Source organism: Roseateles aquatilis (assembly GCF_002205645.1).
Classification (GTDB): Bacteria; Pseudomonadota; Gammaproteobacteria; order Burkholderiales; family Burkholderiaceae_C; genus Roseateles; species Roseateles aquatilis.
This window is the reverse complement of sequence record NZ_NIOF01000007.1, coordinates 157,240-169,809: the sequence shown is the minus strand read 5'-3', so window position 1 is coordinate 169,809 and position 12,570 is coordinate 157,240. Positions and strand designations below refer to the sequence as shown.

The 12,570-nt window shown below is 66.4% G+C and carries 12 protein-coding genes; 10 read left to right on the top strand and 2 right to left on the bottom strand.

The genetic code is table 11. The features are described 5' to 3' along the window. The first annotated feature begins 15 nt into the window (after positions 1-15). The 8 genes from CDN99_RS16645 (at position 16) to CDN99_RS16610 (ending at position 8,420) form a co-directional block, all read left to right on the top strand. Positions 16-1,086, top strand: coding sequence for a serine/threonine-protein kinase (locus CDN99_RS16645; protein WP_088386002.1), 1,071 nt, complete (start codon positions 16-18; stop codon positions 1,084-1,086). Further along, positions 1,083-1,877 (top strand): Stp1/IreP family PP2C-type Ser/Thr phosphatase, encoded by a 795-nt coding sequence (locus tag CDN99_RS16640; protein ID WP_088386001.1) that lies wholly within the window; start codon positions 1,083-1,085, stop codon positions 1,875-1,877. The genes CDN99_RS16645 and CDN99_RS16640 overlap by 4 nt, the downstream gene beginning before the upstream one ends. A 39-nt stretch (positions 1,878-1,916) precedes the next feature. Then, complete coding sequence (locus CDN99_RS16635; RefSeq protein WP_088386000.1) at positions 1,917-2,573, top strand: FHA domain-containing protein; 657 nt, start codon at positions 1,917-1,919, stop codon at positions 2,571-2,573. 240 nt (positions 2,574-2,813) lie between these two features. After that, a complete protein-coding gene (locus CDN99_RS16630) occupies positions 2,814-3,596 on the top strand; it encodes an MBL fold metallo-hydrolase (protein WP_088385999.1) in 783 nt (260 codons plus the stop codon). 296 nt (positions 3,597-3,892) lie between these two features. Continuing rightward, positions 3,893-4,315 carry a pilin gene (locus CDN99_RS16625; protein ID WP_088385998.1) on the top strand — a complete coding sequence of 141 codons (423 nt, stop codon included), beginning with the start codon at positions 3,893-3,895 and terminating at the stop codon, positions 4,313-4,315. A gap of 71 nt (positions 4,316-4,386) precedes the next feature. Further along, on the top strand, positions 4,387-5,784 hold the full coding sequence (locus CDN99_RS16620; protein WP_088385997.1) for an O-antigen ligase family protein: 1,398 nt from the start codon (positions 4,387-4,389) through the stop codon (positions 5,782-5,784). Next, positions 5,775-6,551, top strand: a complete 777-nt coding sequence (locus CDN99_RS16615) for a pilus assembly protein (RefSeq protein ID WP_141100832.1) — start codon at positions 5,775-5,777, stop codon at positions 6,549-6,551. Before CDN99_RS16620 ends, CDN99_RS16615 begins: the two co-directional genes overlap by 10 nt. 78 nt (positions 6,552-6,629) lie before the next feature. Beyond that, positions 6,630-8,420, top strand: coding sequence for a PglL family O-oligosaccharyltransferase (locus tag CDN99_RS16610; RefSeq protein ID WP_088385995.1), 1,791 nt, complete (start codon positions 6,630-6,632; stop codon positions 8,418-8,420). 25 nt (positions 8,421-8,445) lie between these two features. Here the strand turns inward: CDN99_RS16610 and moaC are convergent, their stop codons facing one another. Then, positions 8,446-8,928 (bottom strand): cyclic pyranopterin monophosphate synthase MoaC, encoded by a 483-nt coding sequence (gene moaC / locus CDN99_RS16605; protein ID WP_088386151.1) that lies wholly within the window; start codon positions 8,926-8,928, stop codon positions 8,446-8,448. Positions 8,929-9,052: 124 nt separating this feature from the next. Here moaC and CDN99_RS16600 point away from each other — a divergent pair, with 124 nt between their 5' ends. After that, entirely contained in the window at positions 9,053-10,570 is a 1,518-nt protein-coding gene (locus CDN99_RS16600; RefSeq protein ID WP_238139558.1) for a M48 family metalloprotease, read from the top strand. Between the two features lie 111 nt (positions 10,571-10,681). On the opposite strand, the gene CDN99_RS16595 is transcribed toward CDN99_RS16600, so the two are convergent. Further along, entirely contained in the window at positions 10,682-11,038 is a 357-nt protein-coding gene (locus CDN99_RS16595) for a phage holin family protein (protein ID WP_088385994.1), read from the bottom strand. A gap of 317 nt (positions 11,039-11,355) precedes the next feature. Here CDN99_RS16595 and CDN99_RS16590 point away from each other — a divergent pair, with 317 nt between their 5' ends. After that, a complete protein-coding gene (locus CDN99_RS16590) occupies positions 11,356-12,342 on the top strand; it encodes a TerC family protein (protein ID WP_088385993.1) in 987 nt (328 codons plus the stop codon). Positions 12,343-12,570: the final 228 nt, after the last annotated feature.

Below are 12,570 nucleotides of genomic sequence, written 5' to 3'. Positions count from 1 at the left end.
AAGGCCCGCCATGTCATGAGCGCCTCCGGCTTCCTGAAGCGACTGCTGGGCCGGGGCGCGTCTGATCGCGACCGCACGGGTGCGTCCAGCACCTTGCCGACGACGCAACCGCTGCCGCGACTGGCCGGCGTGGCGCTCGACGACTACGAGCTCGGCCCCGAGATCGGCCGGGGCGCGATGGCGGTCGTGAACAAGGCGGTGGATCGCCGCACCGGCGAGACCATCGCCATCAAGCGGCTGGCGCTGCAACGCGAATTCGCGCCCGAAGACCTGATCGACGTTCGCGATCGCTTCATGCGCGAAGCCGGCGCGGCGCGGCATCTTCAGCATCCCGACATCCTGCGCGTGCTGGATGCCGGCGAAAGCGCCGGCGACACCTGGATCGCGATGGAGTATGTCGTCGGCCAGGACCTCAGCCACCACACCCGCCCTGGCCAGTTGCTGCCGCTGCGGGAGGTGCTGCTGCTCGGCGCCCGGCTGGGCCGCGCGCTCGACTACGCCCACAGCCACGGTGTCGTCCACCGCGACATCAAGCCGGCCAACGTGATGCTGGATCGCGAGTCCGGCAGCGTGAAGATCATGGACTTCGGCATCGCCCGCGTGGCCGATAGCAGCCGCACGCGGACGGGCCTGGTGCTCGGTACGCCGTCGTACATGTCCCCGGAGCAACTCGCCGGCCTGCAGGTGGATGGACGCAGTGACCTCTATTCACTGGGGGCGATGCTGTTCCAGTTGCTGACGGGCAACCTGCCTCACCAGACCGAGTCGATGGCCTCGTTGATGCATCAGATCGCCAATCAGCCGGCCCCGGACGTGCGGCGGCTACGCGCCGAGTTGCCGGAATCGCTGGCCCTGGTCGTGGCGCTCTCCCTCGAGAAGCGCCCCGAGCTGCGTTACCAGCGCGGTGCCACCCTGGCGCAGGATCTGGAGGCGGTGCTGGGGCAGATTCCGGCCGAACTGGCCAATAGCACCGGCGCCACAACCCCCCCACCAGCGGGACAGGCATTCGAGGAAACTTTACGGCTACAGTCCCAGGCTGCAGTGCACAATCCCTTTCCCCCAGCCGATCCCGCCAGCAAGACATGACCCTGGAGTTCTTCAGCGCCACCGATACCGGGCGTGTGCGCGACAACAATGAAGACTCGGTGGCGCTGGAGCCAGGCGTGGGGCTGGCGGTCCTGGCGGACGGCATGGGTGGCTACAACGCCGGGGAGGTTGCCAGCCAGATGCTGACGACCTTCATCAAGTCCGAGCTCGGGCGCTGGTTGGCCGAGGCCGGGCAGCACGCGACGGATGTCGACGTCCGTCGCGCGATGGACATCTGCGTCGACAACGCCAACCGCGCGATCTTCAACGCCGCCAACACGAATCCGCGCTACGCCGGCATGGGTACGACGCTGGTGCTGGCGGTCTTTCGCGAGCAAAGTCTGCTGCTGGGGCATGTCGGGGACTCGCGCGCCTACCGGCTTCGTGATGGTCAGCTGATGCAGCTGTCGCGTGACCATTCGTTACTGCAGGAGCAGATCGATGCTGGTCTGCTGACCCCCGAGGAAGCTGTTTTCTCCAGTAACAAGAATCTGGTGACGCGCGCGGTCGGGGTCGAGGATACGGTGATGCTGGAAGTCCATCAGCACGAACTGTTGCCCGGTGACCAGATCCTGCTGTGCAGCGACGGGCTGTCCGACATGGTCGATGACGCCAGCATGGCACAGGTGTTGCAAAGCCACACCGACTTGCCCGAGGCGGCCCAGGCGCTTGTCGATGCAGCCAATGACATGGGCGGCAAGGATAATATTGCGATCGTTCTGGTTCGCGCGGAAAGTCGCACCAAGCCATGGGCATGGTGGCCATTCAGTCGTAACAATGGGCGCCGTTGAGGCGACCCGCTACAAATAAGACAGGACTCGAGGTCAAGCATGGGCAAGCTGGTGGTGTCGCTGGACGGCGTGGTGATCAAGGAAGTGCAGATCACCAAGGACAAGACCACGCTCGGCCGGAGGCCGTACAACGACATCGTCATCGACAACCTCGCGGTCAGCGGCGAGCACGCGGTGCTGCAGATGGTCGGCTCGGACGTGTTCATCGAGGATCTGAACTCGACGAACGGCACCTACATCAACGGCAAGGCCATCAAGAAGCAGTTGTTGTCGCACAGCGACGTGATCGAGGTCGGCAAGTACAAGATCAAGTACCTGGTCGAGGACAACGCCGATTACGAGAAGACGATGATCCTGCGCCCTGGCACCGCGCCGAGCAGCGGTTTCGGCCTGCCGTCCTCGTTCGGGGGGCTCGGCCCGGCGCCGGTGGCGTCGACGCCAGCGGCCATCAAAGTGCTGAACGGTCCGGCCGCGGGCCGTGAAGTGACGCTCACCAAGGTCGTGACGACCGTCGGCAAGCCCGGCGTCCAGGTCGCGTCGATCACGAAACGTCCCAGCGGGTATGTGTTCGCGCACGTCGAGGGCGGCGCCCGGCCGGTGGTCAACGGCGCACCGCTGACGGCGGAATCGGTCCCGCTGAAGAACGGCGACGTCATCGAACTGGCCGGCACGCAGATGCAGTTCGTCCAGGTCTGAACGTCCGCCGCATCGCATCGAAGGGGCCCGCGAGGCCCCTTTTTGCCGCGTGCCCCCTCGATATCGCGGCCCGTTTCCGTCGCCGGTTTGTATCGAGGCGATTCGATGCCGTCAGGCGATCACCTACGCGCGTGCAGGTTTTCACGGCATCCTGGCGGGGGCGCGTAAGCGACGGCAATAAGTCCCCGATTCGCGGATTCGGCGCTTAGCGCGGCGCGGGCCACCCTCTAAAGTCCCGCCATGAAGATTCGCGTGCTCGGATGCGCCGGCGCCCTGGCGGCCGGCTACAGAACCACCTCCTTCCTGCTCGACGACGATGTGCTCATCGACGCTGGCAGCGGCGTGGCCGAGCTCACCGTGGAGGCGATGGCCCAGGTGGATCACATCCTGGTGACGCACTCGCATCTGGACCACGTGATGTCGATCGGCCTGCTCGCCGACACGGTCCAGCGTCGCCGCGCCCAGGCCGGTCGACCGGCGGTGCAGGTGCACGCGCTGCCGGAGACGCTCCAGGCGCTGCGACAACACATCTTCAACGGCGTGATCTGGCCGGACTTCACCCGCCTGCCCTCGGCCGAGCGGCCGGCGCTGAGCTTCCATCCGTTCGCCGTCGGCCAGCGACTGGTCCTGGGCCGGGGCCGGCGCGTGGAGGTGCTCAGCGCCGCGCACACCGTGCCGGCGGTCGGTTTCGCCGTCGACGGCGGCGAGGACGGCCATTGGGTGTTCACCGGCGACACGGGTCCGAACCCCGCGCTATGGCAGCGTTTGTCGGAGATCAAGCTGGCCCACCTGGTCATCGAATGCGCCTTCGGCGACGACGAGTGTGAGCTCGCCGGCATCAGCAAGCACCTCTGCCCCACGACGTTGGGCCAGGAGTTGGTGAAACTGCCGGATGCGATCGATGTCCACATCACGCACATCAAGCCCGGCGAGCGCGCCGCGGTAATGGATGCGGTGATGGCGTTGCGCAGCGTGCATCGGATGTCGGCGCTCGAGAACTTCCAGGAATTCGATCTCGGCTGACGCTCTGGAATCTCGCCGAGTCGCCGCCCGCGCCGGACAACGCCGCGGGCGGTGTCGTTTCAGGCGCCTGAAATCGATGCGCCGTCGCGACGCCAAGGCGATCTGACAAACTTTGTCAGCGACATGCCGAGTGACAAACTTGGGCAGGGTGACTGACAAAAATCGTCACTTGAACTCTGGCCGAAGCGGACAGGTCGTGAGGTCGATCACGAATCGACTGAGGAATTTGCCTGGCACGACCCCTGCATTCAAGGGGTACGTCTCTACCCAACCCCTCTTTCCTCAGGAGTCTCTCCATGAAGCGCGTCCAACAAGGTTTCACCCTGATCGAACTGATGATCGTCGTCGCGATCATCGGCATTCTGGCCGCCGTGGCCCTGCCGGCTTACTCGGACTACATCAAGAAGACCAAGGTCTCTGAAGTGATGTCTGCCGCCACCCAGCCGAAGGCCGCCATTCAGGAGTTCTACACGGTCAAGTCGTCGATCCCCAGCTCGACGCAGATCCCGACCGACAACATCAAGAGCCAGTACGTCACCAGCGTGAGCTGGGACGGCACGAAGGTCACCGCCACGGCTCAAGGCATCGGCACCGGCATCGACACCAAGACGATCACGCTGACCCCGACCGTCACGACCGGCGGCGAATCGCTGAACTGGGCTTGCGACACCACGATCGACAAGAAGTTCGTGCCCGCCAGCTGCAAGGCCGGTAGCTGAGCCTGATCAGATTCTTGCCAGATGAAAGAGCCCTTCGGGGCTCTTTTTTTGTTGCACACTCCGCGCCTGTCATGTTGCCTCTCCTCGCTGCCGGCGCGCTTTGGATCATTCCGCTGACGACATTGCTCGTGTCTGACCGTTTTGGCGCTCACGACTACAGCCGTGTGGTCGAGGTAATGATGCTGACGGGCTGTGCCGTTGTCTGGGCCTGGGGCCGGCGAGGTCGCCCCGTTGCTCCCGGAATGGCGGGATGGATGGCTTGGGCGCTGGCAGTGTGCGTACTGCTGTCTGCAGCCATGGCGCATCACCCATGGATAGCGGCGCGCGAAGTGACGGTCGCCGCCGGACTGATCGTCTTCGCGCTCGCCATTCGTGACGCGCTGTCGGAACAGCGCCTACGCATGCTGTTGACAGTGTTGGCAGCGACGGCGTTCGGATATGGCCTGGTCGTCTACGTACCGCTGGTCTTGGCCGTGTCCGCGGGCGCGACGATCTACACCTACGATCTGGTAGTCGGCTTCGATAACCCCCGCTTTCTCAATCACTGTCAATCAGTGGCGATTCCGCTCCTGATCCTGGCGGCGACCTGGCGACCAGTGCGCCCTTTGCAGCGATGGGTGGCGCTGATAGCGGCGACCATGGCTTGCGGCATCCTCGGCTTCTGCAATGCGAGGGCCTCGGTGTTGGCAACGCTGGCGGCGACCCTCGTGCCTTTGATCATCCTTGGGCGTCGCGCATTTCGGTTCTCATTCACTTTGCTGCTCGTGCTAGCCATTGGCGGCATTGGGATGACCTACGTCGCGTGGGATTGGCCGCGCACGCTGGACGAGTTCACGTCGATCGAGGCGCTGACACAGCTCAACTTCAGGAACTATCTGATCCGGCACGCGCTGCAGCTATGGTGGAGCGCGCCGTGGTTGGGCGTGGGACCAATGCATTTCGCGGATTCGCCCAACTCCGTTGCTGCGCACCCGCACAACGCCTATCTGCAGATCCTTTGCGAGTATGGGGTTTTTGCCGCAGGGCTGGTACTCGCGCTGCTGTGTCGCGCCGGGTGGTCACTTTTACGAGTGACGCGTGCGATCCGCCTTGAAGGCGGCTCAGATTCAGCGCAGAACGAGCTTGCCGCCGCAATGGTCGGCACCATGGCGGCCGTGCTGGTGGATGCGCTGTTCTCAGGCTCATTTGTTATGCCGCTGTCGCAACTCTGGTGTGCGATGGCCATCGGAATGGCCGCCTGGTTTCATCGGGCGAAGTCGGGGATCTCGCCCGGTGTCGCTGCGTCCGGATTGGCGCGAAGCTCGGCGGCTCGCTGGGTTGTTTGCCTGGCGCTGCTGCTGCTCAGTCTTCAGAGCCTGCAGGAACTGATGAGCCTGCCCGTGCCTGCGCTCCTTACGGCGGAACAGCCGTCGGTGCCGCGCGGTCTGGCGTCCCGCAACCCACGTTTCTGGGAGCATGGATGGTTCTGACGGCCTCACACCGCGATTGGGTCAGACGCGGGCGGGCCGCCGCCCTGCACTTGATCAGCTGCCTGCTTGTCGCCGCGACGGTGGCCGCGGTGGTGTTATTGGTCTGGTACCCCTGGCCGTACCGGATCGTTTCCGGTGGCGAGAATCTGCTGCTTTTGGTGATGACGGTGGACGTGATCATGGGTCCGCTCATCACCCTGGTGATCTTCGACATCCGCAAGCCCCTCCGCGAGCTTCGCCGCGACATGGCCATCATCGTCGTGCTGCAACTGGCCGCGCTGGCCTACGGCGTGCACACCGTGTACGCGGCGAGGCCCGTGGTGCTCGCGCTGGAGAACGACCGCTTCCGTGTATCGATCGCGGCGGGTGTCGCGGTTGTCGAGTTGGACAAGGCACCGGAGGGATTGCGCTCGCTCTCGCTGACCGGCCCACGACTGGTCGGCGTGGCGCAGCCCGAGGGTGACGAACGTTTCGACGCCGTGATGATGGGCCTGGCCGGCGTGGACCTCGGCGCCCGCCCCAAGTACTGGCGGCATTGGGACGCCGATGCCCGCCGTCGCGCGCTGGCCGTGGGCAAGCCGCTCGTCGACTGGCTCAAGCCCCATCCGACGGGTGAGCAGGACGTGCGGCAAGCCGCCGAGCGCACCGGTTTGCCCCCCGAGCGGCTGCTCTACATCCCCATGCTGGCGCGCCGCACCGACTGGTCGGTGCTGGTGGACCGCACAACGGGGGATGTCGTCGGCTTCGCCCCCATCGACGGATTCTGACGGCCCGACGATCCGCGGCGGGGACGGCCCCGTCCCCGCGTTAGAGTTCCGCCCTGTCCCCACGACCCCGGACCGTCCATGACGCTCGCCGCGACGTTGCCCGCCGCCGACCCCCTCGCCGATCCTCACGCTTCGTCCAACGCTCCGCACCGTCAGATCCTGACCTTGCTGGGATTGCTGATCGGCGTGACGCTCGCGCCGCTGCTGGCCTACAACCAGACGCCGTCCGCGACGCTCTACAACCAATTGCTGGCCTTCGCCGGTCTCGGGCTGGCCGTCGCCGGCCTCGCCTGGGGCCGCTCGCTGCTGCCGGGCTGGCGCGTCGACGGCGTGTCGCTGGGGCTGCTGCTGATGACCGTGGTCGCGCTGGCCGCGCCGATGACGCACCACCTGCCGTGGTCCATGGCGCTGACCAGCGCCGCCATGCTGCTGGGCGCGCTGCTCGCCGTGCAGACGGGGCGTGCCGTCGCGCAGGGCCTGCGTGACGAGCTGCTGACGCTGTTCTGCGTCGCGCTCGTCGGCGCGGGGCTGCTGAGCGTGATCGTCAGCTTCGTGCAGATGTTCTTTCCGGCGCTGGCGGACGGCAACTTCATCGCCCGATCGGGCCTGGTCGGGCGCGCGGTCGGCAACATGCGTCAGCCGAATCACCTCGCCAGCCTGCTGATGTGGGCTTGCGTGGCGTCGGTGTGGCTTGCGCAGGGGGGCTGGCTGCTGCGCCGGCTGCGCGGCACGCTCGCCGCGACCGTCGCGCTGCATGTGCTGCTGTTCCTGTTCGTGTTCTGCGTGCTGCTCAGCGCATCGCGCACCGGCATGATCGGCATCGGCCTGCTCGCGCTGTGGGGCTTGCTCGATGCCCGCCTGGATCGCCGTGTGCGCATCGCGCTGATGTCGACGATCGTGATGTTCGCCGTCAGCTGGTGGCTGGTCGGCTGGTACACCGAGGCCCACCATCACGCGTTCGGTGCGCAGTCGCGCGTGTCGGAGGAAGGCGCCGGCTCGCCGTCCCGACTTGCGATCCTCAAGAATGCCGCTGAATTGCTGATGCGTTATCCGCTGACCGGCAGTGGCTGGGGTGATTTCAATCTCGCCTGGACGATGACGCCGTTCCCCGACCGTCCGGTCGCGTTTTTCGACCACACGCACAACATCGTGATGCAGTTGCTGGTCGAGATGGGCTTGCCGCTTGGCCTGCTGGTGCTGGGCTTGTTGCTGTGGGGCCTGTGGCGCGCGTTGGCGCTGGCCTGGCGCGGTGGCGCGGGCACGCGCTGCGCATTCATGCTGGTGGCGATGATCGGGCTGCACAGCCTGTTCGAGTACCCCCTCTGGTATGCCTACTTCCTGTTGCCCGCGGCACTGGCGTTCGGCCTGTGCCTGGCGGGGGGGCCGACGATCGCGGCCGGGCCCGCTCGACGCCCCGTGCTGGCGGCGCTCGGCATCGTGACCACGGCGCTGGTGCCGCTGGTGGTCGCCGACTACCTGCGCATCGTCCACATCTATGCGCCGCCGCAGGGCGCCGCGTCGCTGGACGAGCGCATCGCCGAAGGACAGCGCTCGCCGCTGTTCGCTCTACAGGCCGACTACGCCGAGGCGACGGTGAAGCCGCCCGGCCCCGAGGCGCTCGCCGCGGCGCAGCGCACCGGCCACCACCTCATCGACACGCGTCTGATGATGGCCTGGGCGAAGTCCTTGAACGCCGTCGGCCAGACCGACAAGGCGCGTTACGTGGTGCAGCGGCTGAAGGAATTCAACAACCGCGGCAGCGACGAATGGCTGGAAGAGTGCGACGTGCTGGCCACCATCGACGGTGCGCCCAGACCGTTCCAATGCGAGCCGCCACAGTTGCCGTACAGCTTCCGCGAGCTGCGCTGACTTGCGCCCAGGCGTGCGGGTCGGCTCAAACCTCCGCGGTCCAATCGCCCGACTTCCCGCCATGCTTCTCCAGCACGCGGATCTGCTCCATCACCATGCCGCGGTCCGCGGCCTTGCACATGTCGTAGACGGTGAGCAGGCCGACCTGCACGGCGGTCAGCGCCTCCATCTCGACGCCGGTGCGGCCCAGCGTCTCGACCTGCGCCGTGCAGACGACCGCGGTCGCCGTGTCATCCAGCTCGAAGTCGACCGCTACGCGCGTGATCGGCAGCGGATGGCACAGTGGGATCAGATCGGAAGTTCGCTTCGCGGCCTGAATGGCGGCGATGCGGGCGATGCCGAGCACATCGCCCTTCTTCGCGGTGCCGCCGCGGATCAGCGCCAGCGTTTCCGGCTTCATGCGGATGCGGCCGGCGGCGCGAGCCACCCTGTGCGTGACATCCTTGCCGGCAACGTCCACCATGTGGGCCTGGCCCTGGGCGTCAAAATGGGTCAGAGGCGAGTTCATCGAAGCGGCCACAATCGCGAAACGATACAGGCGCCATGATATTCGTGGTCTTGGAGATCCCTTGAAGCGAGTGAATACCCCCCGTAGAGCCCAGCGCTGCCTCGCGGTGCTGCTGAGCGCCACCTTGTTGAGCCAGGCCATGCTGCCGGGCGCGATGGCGCAAGTGAACCTGCCGGCGCTCGGCGACTCGGTGTCGGCCGACGTCAGCATCGGCGCCGAGAAGAAGCTCGGCGACCAGGTGATGCGCCAGATCCGCATCGACCCCGACTACATCGACGATCCGTTGCTGCTCGAATATGTCGAGGGCACCTTCCAGCCGCTGGTCAGCGCGGCGCGCCGGCTCGGCAACATCAGCGACGACACGAACGACCGTTTCGCCTGGGAGGCCTTCCTGGTGCGCGACAAGTCGGTCAACGCGTTCGCGCTGCCCGGCGGCTACATCGGCGTGCATCTGGGGCTGATCGCGATGACGGGGGCCCGCGACGAGCTGGCGTCGGTGCTCGGCCACGAGCTCTCGCACGTGACGCAGCGGCACATCGCGCGCAGCATCGTCGGCGACGCCCGCACCAGCCTGCTGGCCACCGCCGGCCTGCTGCTGGGCATCCTGGCCGCCGCGCGCAGCCGCAGCATCGACGGCGCCCAGGCGGCCATCGTCGGCAGCCAGGCCGCGGCGGCGCAGGCGCAGCTGAACTTTTCGCGCGACATGGAACGCGAGGCCGACCGCGTCGGCTTCCAGGTGATGACGCAGGCCGGCTTCGCCAGCGCCGGCATGGCCAGCATGTTCGAGCGCATGGAGCAGGCCTACCACCTGATGGATTCGGGCTCCTACCCCTACCTGCGCAGCCACCCGCTGACCAGCGAGCGGATCGGCGAGGCGCGTGCGCGGCTGGGCACGACGGCGCCGGGCAAGCTGGTCGGCACCTCCGAGCACGCGCTGATGGCGGCGCGCTCGCGCGTGCTGATGGACCAGCGCGCCGAGGCCTGGCGCGCGCTGCAGGGCCTGGACGCGGGCTCGCGCCAGGTGCAGAACTTCGATCAACTGGCGGCGCGCTACACCAGCGCGCTGGCGTCGATCAAGCTGCGCGAGTTCTCGCGCGCCGAGGCCACGCTGAAGACGGCGGACTCGCTGGCCGGACTGCTCGGCGCGGATCCGGGCGCCAAGCGCCTGCTGGTCTACCTGCATGCGGAGCTGGAGCTGGCGCGCGGCAACACGGCAGCTGGTTTCGCGGCGCTGGACGCGCTCAAGGGCGAGCGCTCGCGGCCGATGCTGATGATGCGCGCCGACCTGGCGCAGGCGGACCCGCGTCCCGAGATGAAGCGCGCCGTCGCGGACGAGTTGCAGACCCACCTCAGCCTGCATGCCAACGACGCTCTCGGCTGGCAGGAGATCTCGCCGCTGTGGCAGCAGCTCGGCCAGCCGCTGCGGTCGGTGCGCGCGCAGGGCGAGTCGCGCGCGGCGCTGGGCGACATCAACGGCGCGATCGATCGCCTGCGGTCGGCGCTGCGGCAGTCGCGGGCCAAGGACTCGGATCAGATCGAGGCGTCGGTGATCGATGCGCGGTTGCGCGCGCTGGTCTACGAGCAGCGCCAGATGCTCGCCGAGATGTACCCGCGCGGCGTGCCGCCGGGCGCCGAGCCCTGAGCATCGAGAGCACGACGCGCACACAAGAATGCCGCTCGATGGGAGCGGCATTTTTCATGGCGCGCGCAGGCGTGGGCGGGCGGTGTCATGCGCCGCGCGCGCGGGGTCCCGTCATTCGGTGTCGGGGAAGAGTCGCTCGATCAATACGTCGATCGCCATGCCGCACAGCGAGTAGATCAGCGAGCCGATCAGCGCCGCGCTGAAGCCCGCGACGGTGAAGCCGTCCAGCACCGACGCCGTCGCCCAGAACAGCAGCGCGTTGATGACGAAGAGGAACAGCCCCAGCGTCAGCAGCGTCACCGGCAGCGTCAACAACACCAGCACCGGGCGCAGGATCGTGTTGAACAGCCCCAGCACGAACGCCGCGATCAGCGCAGTGACGAAACCCTTCACCTGGACACCAGGGTAAAGGTGAGCCACCAGCAGCAGCGCGGCGGCCAACAGCATCCAACGGGTCAGCGTTTTCATGTCTCTCAGCATAGCGGCTGTCGATGACAGGAAAATGCGAACTTGAAGATCGTCATTGACCAGGATAATCCGCACCTTACCGAAAGGGGAGTAGCCGCGCGGCGCAGGCCGCGGCAGTGGTCCGTCAGTACGTTGCCGTGAAGGCAGCCGGGCCCTGCACCTGGATCCGCGTCCCGCGAGGACGCGCCGCTTCCAGCCTTGCAAGACCTTTCGGCCTCACCGCGTTTTCGTGTGCTGTCCTCCCGGGATGGCGCCGGTCGCGCGTTGTCGTTGGCTGAGGACAAGCGCATGCTTGTCCAACTTTGCAAGGAGTGCACATGAGCACGATCGTGCCCACCTGGTTGTGGGCGGTTTTTGTCGGCATCGTCATCGTCTCGCTGTTCCTGGACTTCGTCGTCCTGCGCAAGCAGGGCGCGCACGAGGTCTCGGTCAAGGAAGCGGTCAACTGGTCGCTGGTCTGGGTGGCGCTCAGCGTCGCCTTCATGGGTCTGCTGTGGTGGGCCGTGCGTGACGGCACCGGAGACACGGCGTTGGCCAACACCAAGGCGCTCGAGTTCATCACCGGCTATCTCATCGAGAAATCGCTGGCGGTCGACAACATCTTTGTCTTCCTGATGATCTTCACCTACTTCTCGGTCCCGGCGGCCTACCAGAAGCGGGTGCTGATGATGGGCATCATCGGCGCCATCGTGCTGCGCACGGTGATGATCCTGGTGGGCGGCTGGCTGATCGCGCAGTTCCACTGGATCCTGTACCTGTTCGGCGCCTTCCTGCTGATCACCGGCATCAAGATGTGGTGGGCGGCCGGCCAGGAGCCGGACCTCGAGGACAACCCCGCGTTGAAGCTGCTGCGCAAGGTGCTGCCGGTCAGCAAGAACTTCGACGGCGAACGCTTCTTCACGCTTGAGAACGGCAAGCGCATCGCCACGCCGATGATGCTGGTGATCGCGCTGGTGGGCCTGACCGACGTGATCTTCGCGGTCGACTCGATCCCGGCGATCTTCGCGATCACGTCCGATCCGTTCATCGTCCTGAGCTCCAACATCTTCGCCATCCTGGGCCTGCGCGCGATGTACTTCCTGCTGGCGGCGATGGCGTCCAAGTTCCATCTGCTGAGCTACGGCCTGGCGGTGGTGCTGGTGTTCATCGGCGGCAAGATGATGCTGATCGACGTCATCAAGATCCCGGTGCTGCTGTCGCTGGGCGTCGTGATCGGCATCCTGGCGGTGACGATGTGGCTGAGCCTGCGCACCGCGCCGCGTCTGCCGCAAGGCAAGGACGGCGAGCCGGAGGCGCTGAACTGACGGCCGCCTGATTCCTTCCCCCGGCCGGGGCGCACCCCGGCCCACCTCTTCACACCCGCGTGACGCGCAGCGTCCGCGGGTGTCGTGCTTTTGGGGCGGAGCCCCCTCGACCGTCGCAAGTGCGCCACGCGCAACGAGAGAAATGCTGCATTTCTTTGACACATACAAATGAGAATGCTTAGCATTTGCGGCCTTCGAGTCCGGCGACGGACTTGATCACCACTTCCG

Coding starts and splice junctions, on each gene's coding strand:
- CDN99_RS16630 (WP_088385999.1), top strand. CDS start 2,814: ATGAAGATTCGCGTGCTCGGATGCGCCGGCGCCCTGGCGGCCGGCTAC.
- CDN99_RS16590 (WP_088385993.1), top strand. CDS start 11,356: ATGAGCACGATCGTGCCCACCTGGTTGTGGGCGGTTTTTGTCGGCATC.
- CDN99_RS16640 (WP_088386001.1), top strand. CDS start 1,083: ATGACCCTGGAGTTCTTCAGCGCCACCGATACCGGGCGTGTGCGCGAC.
- CDN99_RS16625 (WP_088385998.1), top strand. CDS start 3,893: ATGAAGCGCGTCCAACAAGGTTTCACCCTGATCGAACTGATGATCGTC.
- moaC (WP_088386151.1), bottom strand. CDS start 8,928: ATGAACTCGCCTCTGACCCATTTTGACGCCCAGGGCCAGGCCCACATG.
- CDN99_RS16645 (WP_088386002.1), top strand. CDS start 16: ATGAGCGCCTCCGGCTTCCTGAAGCGACTGCTGGGCCGGGGCGCGTCT.
- CDN99_RS16635 (WP_088386000.1), top strand. CDS start 1,917: ATGGGCAAGCTGGTGGTGTCGCTGGACGGCGTGGTGATCAAGGAAGTG.
- CDN99_RS16610 (WP_088385995.1), top strand. CDS start 6,630: ATGACGCTCGCCGCGACGTTGCCCGCCGCCGACCCCCTCGCCGATCCT.
- CDN99_RS16615 (WP_141100832.1), top strand. CDS start 5,775: ATGGTTCTGACGGCCTCACACCGCGATTGGGTCAGACGCGGGCGGGCC.
- CDN99_RS16620 (WP_088385997.1), top strand. CDS start 4,387: ATGTTGCCTCTCCTCGCTGCCGGCGCGCTTTGGATCATTCCGCTGACG.
- CDN99_RS16595 (WP_088385994.1), bottom strand. CDS start 11,038: ATGAAAACGCTGACCCGTTGGATGCTGTTGGCCGCCGCGCTGCTGCTG.